This window comes from Aeromicrobium sp. CnD17-E (assembly GCF_024124745.1).
Taxonomy (GTDB): Bacteria; Actinomycetota; Actinomycetes; order Propionibacteriales; family Nocardioidaceae; genus Aeromicrobium.
Map to the genome: position 1 here is coordinate 159,960 of NZ_JAMXRU010000001.1, position 19,800 is coordinate 179,759.

General features: G+C 73.0%; 22 protein-coding genes. 7 read left to right on the forward strand and 15 right to left on the reverse strand.

The genetic code is table 11. From position 1 onward, the window contains the following. Window positions 1–304 precede the first annotated feature (304 nt). From NH339_RS00805 to NH339_RS00820, 4 genes are all read right to left on the reverse strand, one after another. The gene (locus NH339_RS00805) at window positions 305–1,885 is read right to left on the reverse strand and encodes an FAD-dependent oxidoreductase (protein WP_305883260.1); all 1,581 of its coding nucleotides are present in this window, start codon (window positions 1,883–1,885) and stop codon (window positions 305–307) included. Window positions 1,886–1,888: 3 nt separating this feature from the next. Then, window positions 1,889–2,623, reverse strand: coding sequence for a methyltransferase domain-containing protein (locus tag NH339_RS00810; protein WP_253021490.1), 735 nt, complete (start codon window positions 2,621–2,623; stop codon window positions 1,889–1,891). 106 nt (window positions 2,624–2,729) lie between these two features. Beyond that, window positions 2,730–3,389 (reverse strand): fasciclin domain-containing protein, encoded by a 660-nt coding sequence (locus tag NH339_RS00815; RefSeq protein WP_253021492.1) that lies wholly within the window; start codon window positions 3,387–3,389, stop codon window positions 2,730–2,732. Between the two features lie 32 nt (window positions 3,390–3,421). Further along, complete coding sequence (locus tag NH339_RS00820; protein WP_253021494.1) at window positions 3,422–4,993, reverse strand: molybdopterin-dependent oxidoreductase; 1,572 nt, start codon at window positions 4,991–4,993, stop codon at window positions 3,422–3,424. A gap of 149 nt (window positions 4,994–5,142) precedes the next feature. Between NH339_RS00820 and NH339_RS00825 the strand changes: the two genes are divergently transcribed. Then, complete coding sequence (locus tag NH339_RS00825; RefSeq protein WP_253021496.1) at window positions 5,143–6,588, forward strand: hypothetical protein; 1,446 nt, start codon at window positions 5,143–5,145, stop codon at window positions 6,586–6,588. 112 nt (window positions 6,589–6,700) lie between these two features. Here the strand turns inward: NH339_RS00825 and NH339_RS00830 are convergent, their stop codons facing one another. From NH339_RS00830 to NH339_RS00840, 3 genes are read right to left on the reverse strand one after another with little or no spacing between them, the layout of a single operon-like run. Next, window positions 6,701–7,366, reverse strand: a complete 666-nt coding sequence (locus NH339_RS00830) for a nitroreductase (protein WP_253021498.1) — start codon at window positions 7,364–7,366, stop codon at window positions 6,701–6,703. After that, window positions 7,363–8,136, reverse strand: coding sequence for an enoyl-CoA hydratase-related protein (locus tag NH339_RS00835; protein WP_253021500.1), 774 nt, complete (start codon window positions 8,134–8,136; stop codon window positions 7,363–7,365). Before NH339_RS00835 ends, NH339_RS00830 begins: the two co-directional genes overlap by 4 nt. Continuing rightward, window positions 8,133–9,002, reverse strand: a complete 870-nt coding sequence (locus NH339_RS00840) for an alpha/beta fold hydrolase (RefSeq protein WP_253021502.1) — start codon at window positions 9,000–9,002, stop codon at window positions 8,133–8,135. Before NH339_RS00840 ends, NH339_RS00835 begins: the two co-directional genes overlap by 4 nt. Before the next feature lie 86 nt (window positions 9,003–9,088). Here NH339_RS00840 and NH339_RS00845 point away from each other — a divergent pair, with 86 nt between their 5' ends. Next, window positions 9,089–9,943 (forward strand): NAD(P)-dependent oxidoreductase, encoded by an 855-nt coding sequence (locus NH339_RS00845; RefSeq protein WP_253021504.1) that lies wholly within the window; start codon window positions 9,089–9,091, stop codon window positions 9,941–9,943. Between the two features lie 38 nt (window positions 9,944–9,981). Further along, window positions 9,982–10,197, forward strand: coding sequence for a hypothetical protein (locus tag NH339_RS00850; protein ID WP_253021506.1), 216 nt, complete (start codon window positions 9,982–9,984; stop codon window positions 10,195–10,197). 307 nt (window positions 10,198–10,504) lie between these two features. Here NH339_RS00850 and NH339_RS00855 read toward each other — a convergent pair whose 3' ends face one another. From NH339_RS00855 to NH339_RS00870, 4 genes are all read right to left on the reverse strand, one after another. Continuing rightward, window positions 10,505–11,269: an EAL domain-containing protein gene (locus NH339_RS00855; protein ID WP_253021508.1), complete on the reverse strand. Its 765-nt coding sequence runs from the start codon at window positions 11,267–11,269 to the stop codon at window positions 10,505–10,507. 112 nt (window positions 11,270–11,381) lie between these two features. Beyond that, window positions 11,382–11,879: a hypothetical protein gene (locus NH339_RS00860; protein ID WP_253021510.1), complete on the reverse strand. Its 498-nt coding sequence runs from the start codon at window positions 11,877–11,879 to the stop codon at window positions 11,382–11,384. A gap of 7 nt (window positions 11,880–11,886) precedes the next feature. After that, window positions 11,887–12,489, reverse strand: coding sequence for a hypothetical protein (locus NH339_RS00865; protein ID WP_253021513.1), 603 nt, complete (start codon window positions 12,487–12,489; stop codon window positions 11,887–11,889). 37 nt (window positions 12,490–12,526) lie between these two features. Beyond that, window positions 12,527–13,096 carry an RNA polymerase sigma factor gene (locus tag NH339_RS00870; protein ID WP_253021515.1) on the reverse strand — a complete coding sequence of 190 codons (570 nt, stop codon included), beginning with the start codon at window positions 13,094–13,096 and terminating at the stop codon, window positions 12,527–12,529. 21 nt (window positions 13,097–13,117) lie between these two features. On the opposite strand from NH339_RS00870, the gene NH339_RS00875 reads away from it, so the two are divergent. After that, window positions 13,118–13,966, forward strand: a complete 849-nt coding sequence (locus NH339_RS00875) for a serine/threonine-protein kinase (protein WP_253021517.1) — start codon at window positions 13,118–13,120, stop codon at window positions 13,964–13,966. A 13-nt stretch (window positions 13,967–13,979) separates the two neighbouring features. Here the strand turns inward: NH339_RS00875 and NH339_RS00880 are convergent, their stop codons facing one another. Then, entirely contained in the window at window positions 13,980–14,393 is a 414-nt protein-coding gene (locus NH339_RS00880) for an OsmC family protein (RefSeq protein WP_067860915.1), read from the reverse strand. A 121-nt stretch (window positions 14,394–14,514) separates the two neighbouring features. Here NH339_RS00880 and NH339_RS00885 point away from each other — a divergent pair, with 121 nt between their 5' ends. The 3 genes from NH339_RS00885 (at window position 14,515) to NH339_RS00895 (ending at window position 17,938) form a co-directional block, all read left to right on the forward strand. Continuing rightward, the gene (locus NH339_RS00885) at window positions 14,515–14,838 is read left to right on the forward strand and encodes a 4-fold beta flower protein (protein ID WP_253021520.1); all 324 of its coding nucleotides are present in this window, start codon (window positions 14,515–14,517) and stop codon (window positions 14,836–14,838) included. Between the two features lie 54 nt (window positions 14,839–14,892). Next, complete coding sequence (locus NH339_RS00890) at window positions 14,893–16,398, forward strand: SDR family oxidoreductase (protein ID WP_253021522.1); 1,506 nt, start codon at window positions 14,893–14,895, stop codon at window positions 16,396–16,398. 67 nt (window positions 16,399–16,465) lie between these two features. Next, entirely contained in the window at window positions 16,466–17,938 is a 1,473-nt protein-coding gene (locus NH339_RS00895; RefSeq protein ID WP_253021524.1) for an amino acid permease, read from the forward strand. On the opposite strand, the gene NH339_RS00900 is transcribed toward NH339_RS00895, so the two are convergent. From NH339_RS00900 to NH339_RS00910, 3 genes are all read right to left on the reverse strand, one after another. Further along, the gene (locus NH339_RS00900) at window positions 17,935–18,603 is read right to left on the reverse strand and encodes a bifunctional 2-polyprenyl-6-hydroxyphenol methylase/3-demethylubiquinol 3-O-methyltransferase UbiG (RefSeq protein ID WP_253021526.1); all 669 of its coding nucleotides are present in this window, start codon (window positions 18,601–18,603) and stop codon (window positions 17,935–17,937) included. The two genes, NH339_RS00895 and NH339_RS00900, sit on opposite strands and share 4 nt — an antisense overlap. A 52-nt stretch (window positions 18,604–18,655) precedes the next feature. Continuing rightward, window positions 18,656–19,513, reverse strand: a complete 858-nt coding sequence (locus NH339_RS00905; RefSeq protein WP_256474759.1) for an ABC transporter ATP-binding protein — start codon at window positions 19,511–19,513, stop codon at window positions 18,656–18,658. Continuing rightward, window positions 19,510–19,800, reverse strand: a 291-nt coding sequence (locus NH339_RS00910; RefSeq protein WP_253021528.1) for an iron chelate uptake ABC transporter family permease subunit, incomplete at its 5' end; no start/stop codon positions are given. The genes NH339_RS00910 and NH339_RS00905, both read right to left, overlap by 4 nt.

Sequence of the window (19,800 nt, forward strand, 5' to 3'; positions counted from 1 at the left end):
TAGCGGTCCGCGACGACGGTGGGCGCGAGGAAGCGCGCGACCTTGCGGCGCTGCTCGTCGTGCTGCGGACCGTCGGACACGAGGATCGGGTGGTGCTCGAGGTAGCCCTGCGGGATGGCCTCGGCGGTGAACCCCGCCTGCGTGGTGGCGTGCCGTGCACGCAGCACCTGGCGCGCGGCCTCGAGCGAGCGCAGCCGCCACACGGTGCTGACGCCGGGCCTGCCCCCGGCGTCGACGCGCTCGACGCGGGGTGCGTCGGGCTCGTCCGCCACGACGGCGCGCCGCCGGCCGTGCCCGGTCGGGCTCACGACGGTCGCCGACCGCGACCGGGGAGCCGGTGCACGAGACCCTGCAGGGGCACCGTCCACACGTCCTCGCCGCGCACGCCCCAGCCCTCCAGCAGACGGTTCGCCGCGAGGACGCCTGTCGTCGCGGCGCGCTCCATGAGGGCGATCGGCCAGTCGACGCGCAGCCCGTCGCCGGCCAGCACCAGCCCGGGGTACGGGGTCTCGACGGTGAGCCGGTCGCGCCACGGCCCGGTGCCGACGAGCCCGCAGTCGTCCTCGACGAGCAGCTCCTCGTGCACGACGCCGAGGTCGCGCGTCTCCGGGTAGACCTCGTGCAGCCCGGCGAGCAGCCGCGCGCGCAGCCGCCCGACGTCGATCCCGTGGGGTCCGTCGCCCGCCAGCTCGGGGTCACGGGTCGGGTCGGCTGCGTAGGCGTGCAGCTCGACGACCGATCCCCCGTGCTCCGCCGTCCACCGTGCCGCGCCCGCCTCGAAGCGCTCGAGGACGGTGACGTTGTCGAGCAGGTCGTAGCCGCTGGTCCCGAGGAACGCCTCCCGCTCGGGCGCGACGCGTCCGTCGAGCCACACGCGCAGCACCCCGAAGGGTGGCGCGTTGCGGCCCGCCGCGACCCTGCGGTGCCAGGCGGTGCGCTCGTCGTCCCCCGCCGGCAGGGACGAGACGAGCGCACGGGCGGTCCGCGGGTCGGTGGCGACGACGACCGCGTCGGCCGTGAGCGACCCGCCCGCGCCGTCGACCCGCCAGCCGTCTCCCTCGGGCTGCAGGCCCTGCACGACGGTCCCGAGCCGCACGTCGGCGCCGAGCTCCTCGAGGTAGCGGCCGAGCGGCGCCCACAGGACGGTGTCGTAGTCGTCGTCGGGGACGTCGAACATCAGCCCCTCGGAGCTGCCCGTGAAGTACGTGTGGAACATGCCCACCAGCTCGCCGGCCCCGAACTCGCTCGGGTGGGCGAAGAACGACCGCGCGAACACCTCCAGCGCCAGGTGGCGGGCACCCTCCGGGAAGTTCAGCCGGTCGAGGAAGTCCTGGGCCGACTCGCCGTCGTAGCGCTCGTGGCTGGCGGGGTAGTCGGCGGCGACGAGCTCGAGCGCGCTCGGCACGTGCACCGACGGCAGCGCCGCGACCGGGAACGTCGGGCTGCGCAGCACGAAGGCGAGCAGGTTGAGCGGCGGCCTCGTGGGGAGCGCGGCGAAGGAGTCGGTGAGCCCGTCGCCCCGCCGCAGCGGGTAGTCGGGCACCGGCACGAGGTGCGCCAGCGTCGGGTCGACGCGGCGCAGCAGGGAGCGCAGCGTGTAGTACTGCCGGAAGAACGCGTGGAACCCGCGGCTCATCGTGCGCCCTCCCCCGGCGGCGCCCGTGTCGTCGAGCGGCCACGACCGCACGCGTCCACCGAGCTGCTCGCACGCCTCCAGGAGCGTCACCCGCACCCCGCGCTCGGCCAGCACGACCGCAGCCCCGAGACCGGCGATCCCGCCGCCGACCACGACGACGTGCCGCGGCTCCGCCAGCCGGGCGCTCCCCGGCGCGGCCGCGTGCAGGACGGCGTGGCGGTCACGCCCCGGCGGGATGCGTCGGACCATGCGTCAGAGGGGCTTGCGGGCGAGGACGGTGTGCAGGATGCCGTGCTGCCAGCCGCCGGCGGTCGACCAGGTGACGTCGGTCAGCCCGGCCCGCTCGAGCCGGGCCTGCAGCTCCGCGGTGGAGTCGTTCTCGAGCACGCTGCGCCAGAGGTAGCGGTAGATGGAGGGGTTGCCGCGCACCGCGACGGACAGCGGAGTGACCACGCCCCAGCAGACGGCGCTCCACACCGCCTGCGCCGCCGCGGAGCCCTTTACGTGGTAGTCCTGCAGGGCGATCCAGCCGCCCGGACGGACCTGGTCGGCGATCGCCGCGACCGTGGCGTCGCGCTGGTCGACCGGCACGTTGCGCAGCAGGTAGGCGCCCAGCGCGCCGTCGGCGGGGCCGTCGAGGTGCAGGCGCGCGACGTCGGGCAGGTCCTGCGCGAGGGCCTGGACGAAGCTGACGCCGTCGGGCCAGGTCTTCTCCTGCGCCTCGGCGAGCATGCCGGCGGAGGCGTCGAGCCCGACGATGCGGGCCTCGCGGCCGGCCGCCTCGACGAGGGCCTGCGTGGAGAGCCCGGAGCCGCAGCCCAGGTCCCACAGGGTCGGCCACGTCTCGCGGCGGGGCAACCGGGCCACGAGCTGGCGCGCCGCGTCGCGCAGGGCGCCGTGGTAGCCAGGGTTCAGGGCGGTGAGCAGGTCGTAGCGTGGGGCTGCGCGGTCGAACTCGTCCGCGAGCCGGGTCCCAGGTGTCCGCACGTCAGCAGCCTACGGGCGAACCAGCCGGGCCGCCGGGGCCCGGCAACGGGACGGGGCCCGACTCCCCCGAGGAGAGCCGGGCCCCGTGACCGGAGGGATGCCGTGATCAGCTGGCCGGCGGCATGAGCACCGAGTCGATCAGGTACACCGTGGCGTTGGCGGTCTTGACGCCACCGCAGATGACGGCGGCGTTGCCGTTCACCTTGATGTCGTCGCCGGAGCCGGTGACCTCGAGGTCGGCGCCGTTGACCGTCTTGTGCGTGCCGTCGATCTCGTCGGGCGCGATCTGGCCGGGGATGACGTGGTAGGTCAGGACCGACTCGAGGGTCTTGGCGCCCTCGGGGGTCTTGAGCGTCGCGACCGTGTCGGCCGGCAGCTTGGCGAACGCGTCGTCGACCGGCGCGAACACCGTGAACTCGCCACCGTTGAGGGTGTCGACGAGGTCCACGTCGGGGTTGAGCTGGCCCGAGACGGCCTGGACGAGCGTCTTCAGCAGCGGGTTGTTGCTGGCGGCGGTGGCGACCGGGTCCTGGGCCATGCCCTCGACCGAGCCGGCGCCGTCCGGGACGGCCTTGGCGTAGTCGGCGCAGCCCGGGCCGACGAGGTCGGAACCGGCGTCGGACGCAGCCTCCGACGACGGCGTCGAGGAGGACTCGCTGTCGGACGAGGCGCTGTCGTCGCTGGACGAGCCGCAGGCCGCGGTGAACAGGGACAGCGAGGCCACGGCTGCGATCGCGAGGCTCTTGCTCTTGGTGGTCGTGCGCATGTTTCTTCTCCTTGGTTGGGTGTTTCGTCCTGCTACTCGACGCGGAATCTGACGTTGTGCCAGCCGGTCGACCCGTCCGGTGCGATGGGCACACGGTCGGAGGTCTGTGTGGTGCCGTCGGCGTCGGTCGCCCGGACGGTCACCTGGTGGGTGCCCTCGGTGGCGTCCTCCCAGGTCCAGGACCACTGACGCCACGTGTTGACGTTGTCCTGGGCGGCGAGGTCGACGTCCTGCCAGTCACCGTCGTCGATCTTCACCTCGACGCGCTCGATGCCGACGGACTGGGCCCAGGCGACGCCGCCGATGCGGACGTTGTCGCGCGGGAGGGCCTCGAACGCCTTCGGGACGTCGATGCGGGAGGAGAGCTTGATGGGTGCCTCGGCGTCGTAGCCGCGGGTCGTCCAGTAGGCCTTGAAGTCCGAGAACTTCGTGACCTCGATGTCGACCAGCCACTTGGTGGCGGAGACGTAGCCGTAGAGGCCGGGGACGACCATCCGCACCGGGAAGCCGTGCTCCAGCGGGAGCGGCTCGCCGTTCATGCCGACGGCGATGAGCGCACCGCGCTCGGTGTCGGTGAGCGCCTCCAGGGGCGTGCCGATGGTCATGTCGTCGGCGCTGGTGGTCTTGACCGCGTCGGCACCGTCCTTCACGCCGGCCCGGGCGAGCAGCTCGGCCACGGGGACGCCGAGCCACGCGGCGTTGCCGACGTAGGGCCCGCCGACCTCGTTGGAGACGCAGGTCAGGGTGATGCGGCTCTCGACGAGGCGCTCCTTGAGCAGGTCCTCGAAGGAGAGGTTGAGCTCCTTGTCGACCATGCCATGGATGCGCAGGTTGAACGTGTCGGCCGGGACCTGCGGGACGCGCAGGGCGGTGTCGATGCGGTAGAAGTCGCGGTTCGGCGTGATGTAGGGGCTGACGCCCTTCACGTCGGCCTGGGCGCCCGCCGGGACGGCCGGGGCCGGGGTCGCGGGCTGGGGCAGCATGACGTCGGCCCGGGAGTCCTTGGCCGCCGACGAGCCGAGGAAGCGGGTGACGCCACCGCCGATGGCCATGGCGGCGCTGGCGATCAGCACGGCCTGCAGGAACGCGCGGCGGTCGAAGCCGGCGGGGGTCTCGTCGCCGACCTTGCGGGACAGCTCGAGGGCCTTGAGCAGACGGACCAGCAGCAGCAGGCTCACGGCCAGCGTGACGAGCGAGGGGATGACGGTGACGACGACGTTGGCGGTCGACGTCCGGTCGAGTGCGGCGGTGACGAGAGCGGCCAGGCCCAGCAGGGCGGTGATGCCGAGGGCGAGCCGCGGCCGTCGCAGGCCCAACCAACCGGCGACGGCCGCGGCGACCAGGAGGGTCGCGGCGACGCTGCCGATGAGCACGGGCTTGTCGTTCGTCCCGAACTGCTCGATGGCGAACTCCTTGAGCGGCCTCGGGACGAGGTCGATCACCCGGTTGCCGACCGACTCGATCGGGGTGGGCACGCCGAGCAGCGTCGCGACACCCGATCCGAGGGCGACGCCCGCGACCGCGGCGAGCAGACCCGACAGTGCGCCGGTCCACCACGGGGCGGTGGCCCGGGTGGCGGGTGCTGCGGTGGTCGTCTCGCTCATGCCCCTGATTCGGGGCCCGTCGCCGTCTGGATGGGTGCTCACGGAAAAAATTGTTCAAGGGGTCTGCGGATGAGCAACCTGGTACGTCACTCCCAGTTACCTTCGATGCCCGTTCTGCCCTGCCCTTGCAGGGTTCCTAGGGTGGTCCCATGAGCACGCACGAGGGAGTCGCGTTCCGTTCCGAGAGCACGTCGGCGACCGCCCGGGAGGTGCTGGCGGACGCCCTGCGGGCCGCCGACCCGGTCGGCTCGCGCGCCGTCGAGCGGGAGACCGCCTGGCGTCGGCAGTACCTCGAGCACTTCCGTCGAGCCGTCGAGGCCGGGATCGGCGACGCAGCAGCCGCGCAGGCCATCGCGTCTGCCGGGCTGCGCAGCGCGCACGCGGCGATGCGGTTCGGCGACGTCGGCCTCGACGCCGCCGTCACCGACGCTCCGCTGGACCAGGTGCTCCACACGACCACCGTCGAGGGCGGCGCCGAGCCGGAGACGGAGCTGACGCTGCCCTACCGCGGGGAGCGGCTCCGAGGCGACGCCCTGCTGCGCCAGCTCGACGCGTGGGTGGAGCGAGGCGTGGTGACGGCCTCGTGCGCCGAGGCCGTGCGGCACGTGCACGAGAACCCCGACTGGCTGCGGCTCGAGGGCGACGTCGTGGCGGTGCTCGGCGCGGGAGCGGAGATGGGTCCGTACCGGGCGCTGCAGCGCTGGGGGGCCGAGGTCGTCGCGCTCGACCTGCCCCGCGCCGACGTGCAGGAGCGCATCGCCCGGGTCGCGATGGACGGTGCGGGGCGGGTGCACGTGCCGACGCGGATCGTCACGAGCGGGCGGGGCGACGGCGGGGCCGACGTCGGCGCCGACCTCGTGCGCGAGCTGCCGGCGGTCGCACACTGGCTGGGCTCGTTCGCCGGGTCGTCGCGGCTGGTGCTCGGCAACTACTGCTACGCCGACGGCGGCCTGCACGTGCGCGTGTCGATGGCGGCCGACGCGCTCGCCGCGCACCTGGTCGCGGAGCACCCGCGGACCGCGCTGGCGTTCCTCGCGACCCCGACCGACGTGTTCGCGGTGCCCGCCGAGGAGGTGGCCCGGTCGCAGGAGGCGTACCGCAAGGGCCGGGTGGGGCGGGTCGCCCGGCACGCGACGCGGGTGGTGAGCGGCGGCCGGCTGCTGCAGCGCAACTACCCGCCCGGCGCCGACCCCGGGCTCTGCGACGCGCTCGTGCCGCAGCAGGGCCCGAACTACGCCCTGGCCAAGCGCGTCCAGCGCTGGCGTGCCACCGACGCGCGAGCCGCAGGCACGACCGTGTCGCTCAACGTCGCGCCCGCCACCCGCACGCGGTCGGTGGTGAAGAACAAGGCGCTGGCCGCCGCGTACGCGGGCGCGCACCGCTTCGGCGTCGAGATCTTCGACCCGGCGACGTCGAACACGCTCATGGCGGCGCTCCTCGTGCACGACCTGCGGGCCGGTCTGGCGCCGGAGGCCGAGCCGTGGCGGGACGAGGCGCGCGGAGCCGCGCACGGCGGGCTCTGGACCGCGGCCTACCACCCCCGCTCCGCCCTCGGCCTCGCCGCCGTCCTCGGCGTCGGCGCCCTGCGCAGCTGACCTCTCTCCTCCCCCCTGCCCTCCCCTCTCCGCGTTGTGTGGACTTGGTGACGGTTTCTGTGCCGGAAACCGTCACCAAGTCCACAAAACGGGGGGACGGGGCGGGCTGGGGTCAGAGGCGGAGGTCGGCGGCCTGGTCGAGCGGGGCGCGGGTGGTGCGGTAGGAGGCGGTGGGGTGGTCGGGGTCGGGGTGGCCGAAGGAGATGCCGCAGACCACCTGACGGTCGTCGTCGAGCTCGAACCACTCACGGAGCAGCTCCGAGCGCATGGCGAGCGCCGCCTGGGCGCACGCGCCGAGCCCGAGCGCCTGTGCGGCGAGCAGGAACGACTGCACGTAGAGCCCGCAGTCGACCGCGCCGTACACGCCGAGCGAGCGGGTCGTCGTCACGATCGCGACGTGGGGCGCGCCGAAGAACTCGAAGTTGCGCATCGTCTGGGCGGCCGAACCCGCCCGGTCACCCTTCACGACGCCGACCGCCTCGTAGAGCTGCCAGCCCGACTCGCGGCGCCGCTCGGCGTACACGCCCTCGTAGGAGGGCGGGAACTCCAAATCGGGACCGAAGCGCTCGTCGTCGGCCATCGCCTGCTTCAGCCGCTCGGTCTCGCCGCCGGCCGTGACGACCACGTGCCACGGCTGCGTGTTGCACCACGACGGCGTGCGCTGCGCGGCGGTGAGCAGCCGCTCGATGGTGGCGGTGTCGACCTGCTCGTCGGTGTAGCCGCGACAGCTCCAGCGGTCGGCGAGCAGACCCTCCAGGACGTCGATCGGCGCGCTCATCGGCCCTCGAACCGGGCGGGCCGCTTGTCGAGGAAGGCCTGGATGCCCTCCTGGGAGTCGGCGGTGTCGGCGAGCTCGCGCTGCAGCCGCAGCTCACGCTCGAGGGTCTCGTCGAGGCTGCGCAGCGTGGTGGCGTTCATGGCCTGCTTGGTGGCGGCGTAGGCGCGCGTGGGACCGCCGGCCAGCGTGGCGACGAGCCCGGCCACCTGGTCGGCGTAGTCGTCGCCGCAGCACCGGTCGATGAGTCCCATCTCGGCCGCCCGGCTGGCGGGGAGGCGTTCGCCGAGCAGCGAGAGCCGAGCCGCCCGGGCCCGACCCACCGACGCCGCCAGCAGCTCGGTGGCGCCGCCGTCGGGCATCAGGCCGATGTTGACGAACGCCTGGAGGAAGTACGCCGACTCGTGCGCGACGGTGACGTCGGCGGCGAGCGCCACCGACATCGCGATGCCGGCGGCCGGACCGTTCACCGCGGCGACGACCGGACGCTCGGTCGCCACGATCGCGCGCACGAGCCGGTTGCCGTTCTCGTGCGTGCCGCCGCGCTCGAGCCGCCGCAGGTCGGCGCCCGCGCTGAAGGCCGCGCCCGCTCCGGTGACCACGACGACGCGGGCGTCGGTGGTCTCGACGGCCTCGGCGGCCCGCGCGAGCATGGCGCCGTCGACGGCGTTCATGACCTGCGGCCTGTTGAGGGTGATCGTGAGGACGCCCTCGGCGTCGTCGAGCAGCAGCTCCGACGCGGTGTCGGGCTCGTCGGTGGTCGACTCGGTCACGGTCGTCTCCATTCTCCGGTGATCGCCTGCACGACGGCGGCGAGGACGAGGGGTTGGTCGAGCATCACGTGGTGCCCGGAGTCGCGGACCACCGTGACCGGCACGTTCCCGCCGAGGCGGGCGGCGACGGTGTCGGTGATGTCGGTCGTCGCCATGCCGCGGTCGCCGCGCAGGAGGGCCACCGGGCAGTCGGCCTCGGCGAGCTCCTCGGGCTCCATGCGCGAGCGCAGGAAGATGCGCGGGTCGAACTTCCAGCGCCACCCGCCCTCCACCTCGCGGACCGACGTGCGGGCGACGTGCTCGTGCACGTAGTCGAGGGTCGCGTCGTCGGCCGGCAGCGTGCGGAACCGACGGAGGATGCTGGGCAGGTCGGGGTAGACCTTCTGCGGCGGCAGCCCCCGGCCCGACGCGACCCAGGCACGCGTCTCGCTCGACATCTCCTGGACGGGGGAGTCGACGGCGACGGCACCGGCGAGCGAGGCGCCGTGGTCGCGTGCGGCCGTGAGGGCGACGAAGCCGCCCATGCTGTGCCCGACGACGACCGGCGGTGACGGGCTGAGCTGGTCGGCCGCCACCGCGACCACCTCGTCGGCCCACGTCTCGAGCGTGTAGGCGTCGCGGTGGTCGCTGTCGCCGTGGCCGCTCAGGTCGAGCGCGACCACTCGGTGCGGGGAGGAGGGCGCGTCGAGCAACGGCCCGACGTGGTCCCACCAGCCGGCGTGCGCGGCGCCGCCGTGGACGAGCACGGTGACGGGCGCGTCGGTCGGGCCCCAGGCGCGGTAGGCGATGCGGGCGCCGTCGACCTCGACGGACGCGTGCTCCGGAGCGCAGGCGAGTGCCTCGTCGAACCACGCGGGTCGCTCCACGTCGCCTCCAGAGAAACCATCAGCCTTGACTGTTCCTGATCCCCCCAGCAGGCTACCGATGACAGCGGACCACCTCGGAGGCACCCATGACCCTGGCCGGAACCACGATGATCATGTCCGGCGGGAGCCGCGGGATCGGCGAGGCGATCGCCGTCCGCGCGGCCCGTGACGGCGCGAACGTCGTGCTGCTCGCGAAGACCTCCGAGCCGCACCCGCGGCTGCCCGGCACCATCCACACCGCGGCCGCCGCGATCGAGGAGGCGGGCGGTCGCGCGCTTCCGCTCGTCGGCGACGTCCGCGACGACGCGTTCGTGGAGGACGCGGTCGCCCGGGCCGTGGAGACCTTCGGCGGCATCGACCTCGTCGTGAACAACGCCAGCGCGATCGACCTGTCCCGCACCGAGGACATCTCGATGAAGAAGTACGACCTCATGACGCAGATCAACGCCCGCGGCACCTTCCTGCTCTCGAAGCTGTGCATCCCGCACCTGCGCGCGTCGGCCAACCCGCACGTCCTCACCCTCAGCCCGCCGATCAGCACCGACCCGCGCTGGTTCGGCACGTTCACGGCCTACGCGATCGCGAAGTACGCGATGAGCCTCGTGACGCTCGGTCTGGCCGAGGAGCTGCGCGCCGACGGCATCGCCTGCAACTCGCTGTGGCCGCGCACCGCCATCGACACCGCCGCGGTGCGCAACGTCGTCGGACCGGGCCTGGAGTCGAGCTCGCGGACGCCGGCGATCATGGCCGACGCCGCCTACGCGGTCCTCACGCGTCCGAGCCGCGAGTGCACGGGGAACTTCTTCATCGACGACGACGTGCTGGAGGCCGAGGGCGTCACCGACTTCTCCGTCTACCTCAACGGCGGACGCGAGGAGGACCTCGCGCTGGACTTCTGGGTCGACCCGAAGGGTCCGCACGACGCGAGCAAGCGGCTGTAGGAGATGCCGGCGGGCGTCGGCCGTGCGACGGTCGGCGCATGAGCCCTGCGCCTCACCGCTCCATCGCGCGTGCCGTCGTCGGCGGAGCCGTCCTGCTGGTCGTCGCCGTCGTCGCGGGCGCCGTCGCGATCGCGACGCAGACCTGGCCGGTCCTCTACGCGGCGGGCGTGGTCGCCGTGGCAGGGCTCGTCTGGCTCGGGTTCAGACTGGTGGCTCGCGCGGTCGAGCTCGGGGTGCGTGCCAGCCGCGACTGAGCCCGCGAGGGTCAGAGGTGCAGGCCCGCGACGGCCAGGCACGCGAACGCGGCCGTCCCGGTGCCCGTGCGGACGCTCGCACGCCGGGCTCAGCAGAGTCCTCGTCTGAGACTTCGAGGACGAGCTTGTTGCTGAGGCGCGTGGCTGACCACCGACGACGGCGGCACGTGGCAGCTCGAGCCCGGCGACGTGGCCCTCCTGCGCGGCTACGGGAGCCCGTTCGCGCTCAGCGCCGCGCTCAGCCGGGTGAGGGGCGTCAGTCCGGCGACCCACCGCGCTCGCGCGAGGGTCGGCTGACGTCTCGGCCTCACCGCGCGGCTGCCGCGACCGCAGCGGCGTCCGGATGGACGGGGGAGAGCGCCTCGAGCGCGGGACGGCCGAACCAGTACCCCTGGAAGAGGGGTACGCCGAGGTCGAGGAGGGTCGCGTACTCGGCCTCGGTCTCGACCCCCTCGGCCAGCACGACGACGTCGAGCGTGGAGGCCATGACGACGACGGCCTGGACGACGGCCTGGCGGGCAGGGTCGGTGTCGATCCCGCGCACGAGGTGCATGTCGATCTTCACCAGGTCCGGCCGCAGGTCGACGAGCCGGGTGAGTCCGGCGTGGCCGGCGCCGAAGTCGTCGACGGCCATCGTGAAGCCCTGGCGGCGGTACTCCTCGACGATCGACACGAGGTGCTCCGGCTCGTCCACGCGCTCGTCCTCGGTGAGCTCGAAGACGAGGGAGGCGAGCGGGAAGCCGACACGGGCCGCGGTGGCCAGGGTGGCGCGCAGGCAAGCCACCGGCTCGTAGACCGCGTTCGGCAGGAAGTTGATGGAGAGCCGCAGGTCGTCGTCGGCGGGGAACAGCCGCGCCGCCAGCTCGATCGCCCGCACCCGGCAGTCCTGGTCGAACCGGTAGCGGTTCGCGTCCGTGACCTGACCGAGCACCGACGTCGCCGACTCACCGCCGGGGCCGCGGACGAGCGCCTCGTGCCCCCACACCCGCCCGTGCTCGGCGTCGAAGATCGGCTGGAAGGCCATCGTGAAGTCCAGCGACTCCGCGTCGTCGCGACATCCTGCACACCCCACGAGCACACTCCCTGGTGTCCCGGTCCGGCCAGGACGCGAGTCTGATTATTCTCTCAGGTTTTCCGCCACGCCGCAGGCGCTCCTCCGCGGCGGGTCGGCGTCCGGGCCCGGCTCACGGGACGACCTTGACGAACTGCGCCCCGCGCAGGGCGGCACAGGCAGGCGGGAGAGTGACGGATCCCTCCGTCGCACCGCTCTCCAGCGACCTGACGACGCCGCCGACCTCGATCTCCTGCCCGATGCGCGTGACCTCCCGGGTCCCGTCCACCCGACGCCGGACGAGCGTGGTCCCGTCCCACGAGACCAGCGTCCGCGCGAAGGCGGGGACCACGACCTCCGTCCCCGTTCCGATCACGACGCACCCATTGCGCGTGGAGAGCGTGCTGCTCAGCAGGGGCAGCCTGAAGGACTCGTCGGGGTCGTAGGTGAACGTCGCCAGCGCGGCCGACGGCCCGGTGGGCTCGGCCGACGACGTCGGGCTCGGCGTCGCGCTCGCCGCCGTCCGCGGTGCAGGAGCGTCGCCCTGAGCGACCACCGACGCGACCACACCGGTGGCGCCGCCGAGCGCGAGCGCGACGCACAGGGCGGCGACCGCGAGCCTCGTCCTCATGCCGGCCTCAGCAGCCGTCGCGGACGAGCTCGGGCCGCGCGCCCTTCGTCACCTCGACGAACGAGACGCGCGACGCGTCCGTCAGCCGGTCCGGCGACTCGTCGAACAGGAAGCCGATCCAGGTGCCGGCCGCGCTGTCCTCGACGAACACGCCGGTCTGCCCGTAGCCGACGGCCTCGGGCTCGGACGTCGACCCCTTCAGCTCCCCGTACCTGCTGCCGACGCCGAAGCCCGCCTCGGTGTCCACGCCCTCGCCACGCACGCCGATCGAGCGCACCTCGCCGGCCCGCGACGTCTGCACGTCCACGGCGTCCACGTACTCGTCGCGCCACGCGAGCGGCCGGACGGGGCACCCGTCGGTGGGGTCGGCGACGTCGGCGACGAAGTAGCCCGTCGCGAGCGCCTGCTGGCGAGTCATGCCGACCCGCACGGGACCGACGGCACCCGGCGCGACGACGAGCCGGTCCGGCGCCAGCAGGCCCGGTCCGGCCGACGGCACGCCCTGCTCCCCGCCCTGCGAGCCCCGTTCGGGGGCTGCGGCGACCCACGCGGTGGCGACGCCGAGCACGACGGCGACCCCCAGCACGGCGGCGGCGATCCTGGTCCTCATCATGGTGTTCCTCTTCCTGAAGGTGTCTGTCCACCCTTCAGATGCCGGCCGGGCCCGAAAAGTTGTCGACGTCGCGCAGCTTCTCGCGCACCTCGCGGCGCGCGGCGTGGATCCTCGCCTTCACGGTGCCGAGCGGCGCACCCGTCAGCGCCGCGACCTCCTCGTAGGGCAGCGTGCCCAGGTCGCGCAGGACGAAGGCCTCGACCGCCGCGGGGTGCGTGCGCTCCAGCTGCTCCAGCGCCTCGAGGAGGTCGATGCGCGTGCCCGCGATGACGCTCGTCGTGCGGGGGTCGACGGCGTCCGGCAGCACGTCCCTCGACTGCTCGTCGAAGCGGCGCCGCAGCGAGCGGTAGACCTGACGGGCGGTGTTGGAGGTGACGACGGTGACCCATCCGCCGAACGAGCCGCGACCGCTGTACGTGTCGAGCTTCTGCGCGACCAGCAGGAGCGCCTCCTGGGCGGCCTCCTCCGCGTCGTGCGCGTACGGGAGGAACGCCGCGCACCGGCGCACGACGTGCGGACGCAGCCGACGCAGCAGGTCGTCGAGGGCGTCCGGATCCCCGGCCCGGGCACGGTCCACGAGCGGAAGCAGCTCCTGGTCGTCCATGAGACCCCATACTGTCGCGTGATGAGACAGATCGGACGCTACCGGCTGGACGCCGTCCACGGGTCGGGCTCGTTCGCGACGGTGTGGCGCGGGCACGACACGGCCCTCGACGTGCGCGTGGCGGTGAAGGTGCTCGCCGACAACTGGTCGCACCATGCCGACGTGCGCGAGCGGTTCCTCGAGGAGGCGCGGCTGCTGCGCCGCATCGAGAGCCCGCGCGTCGTGCGCGTCCACGACGTCGGCACCGACGAGGACGACCGGCCGTACTTCGTCATGGACTTCGCGGGAGGCGGGTCGCTCGACGCGGTGGCCGACGGCTCCCTCGAGCCCGACGTCGCCCTCGGCCTCGCGGTCGAGGCGTGCCGCGCCGTGCAGGTGCTGCACGACGCCGGGGTGGTGCACCGCGACGTGAAGCCCGCGAACCTGCTCCTCGCCGACGACGGCCGCGTGCTCGCGGCCGACCTCGGCAGCGCCAAGCGGGTCGCCGAGGCGTCGGGCTACACGGTCACGACGGGGACGCCCGCGTACATGGCCCCGGAACAGGCTCGCGGCGACGGGATCAGCGTCCGGACCGACGTGTACGCGCTCGCGGTGCTCACCTGCGTCCTGCTCACCGGCGCGTTCCCGTCGGACCCGTCCCGTCCGCTGGCCCGCACCGATCCGCGGACCGCCGCGGTGCTGCAGCGTGCGCTCTCCGCCGACCCGGCCCGACGTCAGGCCAGCGCCGCCGACCTGGGCTCAGAGCTCGACGCCGTCCTCTCGGGCGAGGCGGCGGAGCGGGGTCGTCGCTGGCCGACGCGGTGGGTCGCGGCGGCGGCCGTCGGCGCGTACGCCGGGTCGGCCACCGGCGCCTATTACCTCCTGACCTGAGGAGGGTCCGCGGCTACTGCGTGTCGACCGGCGTGCCCAGCTCGACCGTGCGGCTCACCGTGCACAGGCGGTCGTGGGAGCGGCGGATCGCGTCGGGGAGGCGCTCCGTCGCGGCGCGGCCGGCCTCGTCGTCGCCGAACGCGACGTCGAAGCGGACCGTCAGCCCCTCCATCCGGTTGCCGTCGTCGTCGCGCACCTTCTCCCCCGCCGAGGTCACCGAGAACCGCTCGGGCTCCGTGCGCTTGGTGGTGAGGAGGTCGACGTCGATCGCCGTGCAGCCGGCGACGGCGGCCAGCAGCAGCTCGACGGGCGTGAAGTCGTCGCTCGAGCCGTCGCCGATCACCATCTCCCCGCCACGGGCGTTCGTGACCCGGTACCGGCCCCGGCCGAGCCGCTCGAGGCCGACCTGACGATGCGTGTCGCTCATGCCCCCATCCTGCCGAACTAGTCCGACCGGATCATCTTCGGCGGGTTCGACCCGCGTCATGACCTCGCCGTTCTACCGTCTTCATCACGACGGCAACAGCTGGATCTCGGGAGCTGAACCCATGAGTGACTACCTCTACGACCTCGACGGCGACGTGATCGCCTTCCGACGGTCCTGGGACGACGAGCACGTCTTCGACACGTCCGGTCGCTGGATCGGGTGGATCCCGTGGGACGGCACCGACGTCGTCGACGAGCGCGGCCACTACCTCGCCTCGATCGTCGGCGACCGGCTCGTGCGCCGCAACGACTGCGGCAACCGGCGCTGCGCCCAGGCCGTCGAGCACCCCGACCGCGCCGAGCCGTCGGGCCGGCCGACCCGTCCGCTCGAGTTCCCCAACCGGTTCGCCTACGACGACGTGGAGCAGCTCCACCGCGCAGGCTGACCGGCCGCGGCGACTCGGGATGCCCCGAGCACCCGCCGCCCCGACGATGGAGGCATGACCCTCTCGCTCGTCACCGGTTCGACCGGCTACGTCGGCGGACGCCTCGTGCCCCAGCTGCTCGACGCGGACCACGACGTCCGCGTCCTCGTCCGCAGCCCCGAGAAGGCCGAGGCGCACGAGTGGGCCGACCGCGTCGAGATCGTGCCCGGCGACGCCACCTCCGACGACGACGTCCAGCGCGCGATGGAGGGCGTCGACGTCCTCTACTACCTGCTGCACTCGATCGGCGCGGGTCGCGACTGGGTCGAGACCGAGCGTCGCATGGCGCAGACGTTCGCCGACGCCGCAGCGGCGGCCGGCGTGCAGCGGATCGTCTACCTCGGTGGCATGGACCCCGAGGGCGAGGAGCTCTCGGAGCACCTGCGCTCGCGCAAGCAGGTCGGCGAGGTGCTCCTCGCGTCGGGCGTCCCGACGACGGTGCTGCAGGCCGGCGTGGTGATCGGGTCGGGCTCGGCGTCGTTCGAGATGCTCCGCTACCTCACCGAGCGCCTGCCGGTGATGGTCACCCCGACGTGGGTGCACACCCGCATCCAGCCCATCGCCGTCCGCGACGTGCTGCGCTACCTCGTGGGGAGCGCGTCGATGCCGTCCGACGTGAACCGGACCTTCGACATCGGCGGCCCCGACGTCCTCACCTACCTGGAGATGATGCAGGGCTACGCGCAGGTCGCGGGTCTGTCCCGACGCCGCGTGGTGCCGGTCCCCGTGCTGACACCGGGCCTGTCGAGCCACTGGGTCGGCATCGTGACCCCCGTCCCGGCGAGCATCGCCCGCCCGCTCGTGGACTCGCTGAAGAACACCGTCGTCGCGGCCGAGGACGACATCAGGCAGTACGTGCCCGACCCGCCCGAGGGGCTGATCGGCTTCGAGCGGGCCTGCGAGCTCGCGCTCACCAAGATCCAGACGCTCGACGTGCCCACGCGCTGGTCGTCGGCCGCGACCGCCGGCGCACCGTCGGAGCCCCTGCCGTCGGACCCCGACTGGGCGGGCGGGTCGCTGTACAAGGACGAGCGGACGCGCGAGGTCGACGCGTCGCCGGAGTCGCTCTGGACGATCATCGAGGGCATCGGCGGACGCAACGGCTGGTACTCCTGGCCGCTGGCCTGGTGGATCCGCGGTCTCATGGACCGGCTCGTCGGCGGACCGGGGCTGCGGCGCGGTCGGCGCAACCAGAGGGACCTCGTGGTCGGCGACGCACTCGACTTCTGGCGCGTCGAGGCCACCGACGACAGCACGTTCCTGCGGCTGCGGGCGGAGATGCGGGTCCCGGGCCTGGCCTGGCTCGAGCTGCAGGTCGGCTCGACGGAGGGTGGCACGACCACGTTCCACCACCGGGCGCTCTTCCACCCGCGCGGGCTGCTGGGCCACGCGTACTGGTGGGCGGTCTGGCCGTTCCACGGCATCGTGTTCGGCTCGATGCAGCGCAACATCGCCCAGGCGGCGGAGCGGCTCGAGCGCGGTGAGGACCCCAAGGCCCACCACGGCATCCGGCGTCGCTAGTAACCGAGCCGACGCGGGTGGGACCGGGAAATTTGCGTCACACCCCGGCCGGGTGCACGATCCTTCGGTGAGCCTCTTCCGCACGAAGACCGTCGAACGGTCGATCGCCGAGACCGACGAGCCCGACCACCGCCTGAAGAAGGACCTCTCCGCCTGGGACCTCACGGTCTTCGGCGTGGGCGTCATGATCGGCACGGGCATCTTCGTGCTCACCGGCCAGGAGGCGCACAAGAACGCCGGTCCGGCCATCGTGCTGTCGTTCGTCATCGCCGGCGTCGTGTGCGGCCTGGCCGCGCTCTGCTACGCCGAGTTCGCGTCGACGGTGCCCGTCGCGGGCAGCGCCTACACGTTCTCCTACGCGACCCTGGGCGAGTTCATCGCCTGGATCATCGGGTGGGACCTCGTGCTGGAGCTCGCCCTGGGTGCGGCGGTCGTGTCGCGTGGCTGGTCGGCGTACCTGCAGGAGCTGTTCGACCTGCCGACGTGGCTCGCCGGCGGCGACGCCCTGCCCGACATCGCCGCCATCGCGATCGTCGTCGGGCTCACGACGCTCGCCGTGTTCGGCACCAAGCTGTCGGGACGCTTCACCGGCGTGCTCGTGGTGGTGAAGGTCGCCGTCGTGCTGTTCGTGATCGTGGCCGGCCTGTTCTTCGTGAAGGCCGCGAACCTCACCCCCTTCGTGCCCGCGTCGCAGTCTGCCGACCCGAAGAGCGTCGGCTCCGGCCTCGACTCGACGCTGCTGCAGTCGATCTTCGGCGTCGAGCCGACGGTCTTCGGCATCTACGGGATCATCGCCGCCGCGTCGGTCGTGTTCTTCGCCTTCATCGGCTTCGACATCGTCGCCACGTCGGCCGAGGAGACCAAGAACCCGCAGCGCGACATGCCGCGCGGCATCATCGGCTCCCTCGCGATCGTCACCGTGCTCTACGCGGCCGTCGCGTTCGTCGTCACCGGGATGCTCAAGTACAGCGACGACCGCATGAACACGGGGGCGCCGCTCGCCGCCGCCTTCTCGGCCAACGGCCTGGAGTGGGCCAGCAAGATCATCTCCGTCGGCGCCGTCGCCGGCCTCACCACCGTCGTGCTCGTGCTCATGCTCGGCCAGGCGCGCGTGCTGTTCGCCATGGCGCGCGACGGCCTGCTGCCGCAGGGCCTCGCGAAGGTGCACCCCCGCTTCGGGACGCCCTACAAGATCACGATCATCACGGGCGTGTTCGTGGCCGTGCTCGCGGGCTTCGTCCCGCTCGACGAGCTCAGCAAGCTGGTCTCGATCGGCACCCTGTTCGCCTTCGTGGTCGTCTCGGCCGGCGTCATCGTCCTGCGTCGCACCCGACCCGAGCTCGACCGCGCCTTCCGCGTGCCGCTCGTGCCGCTGATCCCCGTCCTGTCGATCGCGGCCTGCCTGTGGCTGATGGTCAACCTGTCGGTCGAGACGTGGCTGCGGTTCCTGGTGTGGATGGTGCTCGGCATCGTCCTGTACTTCGTGTACGGACGCCGTCACTCCCGGCTCGGGATCGACCAGGCGGCCGGCAGGGCCTAGCCGCGCTTGACGCCCGCGTGGAAGACGCGGACGTTCTCTCGCCAGCCGCCCAGCGCGTCGTACGGCATCGGGTCCTCCGCAGCCTTCTTGCGCACGTCGCGACGCCGCTCGGTGGTGTCGAAGCCCAGGTCGAGGGTGTCCGTGCCGCGCATGAGCGACTCCAGCGCCTCCGGCGTGTACCGCCAGTAGTCGATGGGGCACGGGTGGTAGCGCCAGCTGAACAGCGTCGACGTGTACACGAGCCCCCCGGGCCGCAGGATCCGCACGATCTCCTCGCCCGCGAGCCACGGGCGGTCGATGTGCTCGAACACGTCTACGGTGAGCACGACGTCGAACGAGTCGTCCTCGATCTCGGGGCAGTGCGTGATGTCGCCGAGGATGACGCCCGGGCCCGTCTCGGCGAGGTCGAGGTTGAGGTACTCGAAGCGCTCCGCGTCGAACACGCGGTCGCGGGGGTGACCACGGCCCCCGATCTCCAGGACCCGACCCCCGGTGACGCCGGACTTCGCCAGGACGAGCGCGAGGTGCTCGTTGATGCGCTCGTCGCGCACGGGGCCGTGCGTCCACTCGTCGCGCAGCCGGTCGAGCTCGACCAGGTCGGGGTCGCGCGGCGGGGGCGGAGGCGTCCAGATCCGCCGCGCGAGACGTTCACGGAGTCCGGGCATGCGCGCGACGCTAGGCCCGGCGCATGACGATCAGGTGGAGTGCAGACGAACGTCAGACGGCCGCCGGCGACTCCGCCTCCGACGTCAGCGCCCGCACGTGGTGGCGGCTGCGCGGCACGACGAGCGGCGTCCCGCTCACCGGGTCGGGGACCACCTGGCAGGCCAGCCCGAACACGTCCTCGACGACGTCGGCGTCGATGACGTCGGCCGGACGTCCCTGCGTGACGATCGCGCCGTGCTTCATCGCGATGATGTGGTCGGCGTAGCGGAACGCGAGGTTGAGGTCGTGCAGGACCATCGCGATGGTCTTCCCGTGCTCGCGGTTCAGGTCGGTGAGCAGGTCGAGCAGCTCCACCTGGTGGTTGATGTCGAGGTAGGTGGTGGGCTCGTCGAGCAGCAGCAGGTCGGTGTCCTGCGCGAGCGCCATGGCCACCCAGACCCGCTGCCGCTGGCCGCCCGACAGGGCGGTGATCTGCCGGTCGGCGAGATCGGCGGTGCCGGTGGCCTCGAGCGCCTGCGCCACGGCGGCGTCGTCCTCCGCGCTCCACCGCCGGAACCAGCCCTGGTGCGGGTAGCGGCCGCGACCGACCAGGTCGGCCACCGTGATGCCGTCGGGGGCGACCGGGGTCTGCGGCAGCAGCCCCACGACCCGCGCCACGTCGGTCGGACGCTGGTCGTGCACCGACGTGCCGTCGAGCAGGACCGTGCCGGTGCGCGGCTTGAGCAGGCGCGCGAGCCCGCGCAGGAGCGTCGACTTCCCGCAGGCGTTGGCGCCGACGATCACCGTGACCTGGCCGGGCGGCACCTGGACGTCGAGGTGCGACACGACGTCGGTGTCGGCGTAGCCGAGGGTGAGGTCCTCGGCCCTGAGGTCATGGATCCTGGGGTCATGTGCGCGGGAGTCGGTCATCCTCCGCGTCCTTCCCGGTTGACGGTGGCGAGGAGCCAGATGAGGTACGGCGCCCCGACGGCACCGGTGACGACGCCCGTCGGCAGCGAGACGGGCAGGGCGTGCTGGGCGACGAGGTCGGCGGTGAGCACGATGATCGCGCCGACGAACGCGGCCGCCGGCAGGCTCGCGGCGTTGCCGACGAGCCGGACGGCGATGGGCCCGGCGATGAGCGCGACGAACGACAGCGGCCCGGCCGCGGCCGTCGCGAGGGCGACGAGCACCACCGAGAGCGCCAGGAGGCCGAG

Coding starts and splice junctions, on each gene's coding strand:
- NH339_RS00805 (WP_305883260.1), bottom strand. CDS start 1,885: ATGGTCCGACGCATCCCGCCGGGGCGTGACCGCCACGCCGTCCTGCAC.
- NH339_RS00815 (WP_253021492.1), bottom strand. CDS start 3,389: ATGCGCACGACCACCAAGAGCAAGAGCCTCGCGATCGCAGCCGTGGCC.
- NH339_RS00820 (WP_253021494.1), bottom strand. CDS start 4,993: ATGAGCGAGACGACCACCGCAGCACCCGCCACCCGGGCCACCGCCCCG.
- NH339_RS00825 (WP_253021496.1), top strand. CDS start 5,143: ATGAGCACGCACGAGGGAGTCGCGTTCCGTTCCGAGAGCACGTCGGCG.
- NH339_RS00830 (WP_253021498.1), bottom strand. CDS start 7,366: ATGAGCGCGCCGATCGACGTCCTGGAGGGTCTGCTCGCCGACCGCTGG.
- NH339_RS00845 (WP_253021504.1), top strand. CDS start 9,089: ATGACCCTGGCCGGAACCACGATGATCATGTCCGGCGGGAGCCGCGGG.
- NH339_RS00850 (WP_253021506.1), top strand. CDS start 9,982: ATGAGCCCTGCGCCTCACCGCTCCATCGCGCGTGCCGTCGTCGGCGGA.
- NH339_RS00860 (WP_253021510.1), bottom strand. CDS start 11,879: ATGAGGACGAGGCTCGCGGTCGCCGCCCTGTGCGTCGCGCTCGCGCTC.
- NH339_RS00865 (WP_253021513.1), bottom strand. CDS start 12,489: ATGAGGACCAGGATCGCCGCCGCCGTGCTGGGGGTCGCCGTCGTGCTC.
- NH339_RS00870 (WP_253021515.1), bottom strand. CDS start 13,096: ATGGACGACCAGGAGCTGCTTCCGCTCGTGGACCGTGCCCGGGCCGGG.
- NH339_RS00875 (WP_253021517.1), top strand. CDS start 13,118: ATGAGACAGATCGGACGCTACCGGCTGGACGCCGTCCACGGGTCGGGC.
- NH339_RS00880 (WP_067860915.1), bottom strand. CDS start 14,393: ATGAGCGACACGCATCGTCAGGTCGGCCTCGAGCGGCTCGGCCGGGGC.
- NH339_RS00885 (WP_253021520.1), top strand. CDS start 14,515: ATGAGTGACTACCTCTACGACCTCGACGGCGACGTGATCGCCTTCCGA.
- NH339_RS00890 (WP_253021522.1), top strand. CDS start 14,893: ATGACCCTCTCGCTCGTCACCGGTTCGACCGGCTACGTCGGCGGACGC.
- NH339_RS00900 (WP_253021526.1), bottom strand. CDS start 18,603: ATGCCCGGACTCCGTGAACGTCTCGCGCGGCGGATCTGGACGCCTCCG.
- NH339_RS00905 (WP_256474759.1), bottom strand. CDS start 19,513: ATGACCGACTCCCGCGCACATGACCCCAGGATCCATGACCTCAGGGCC.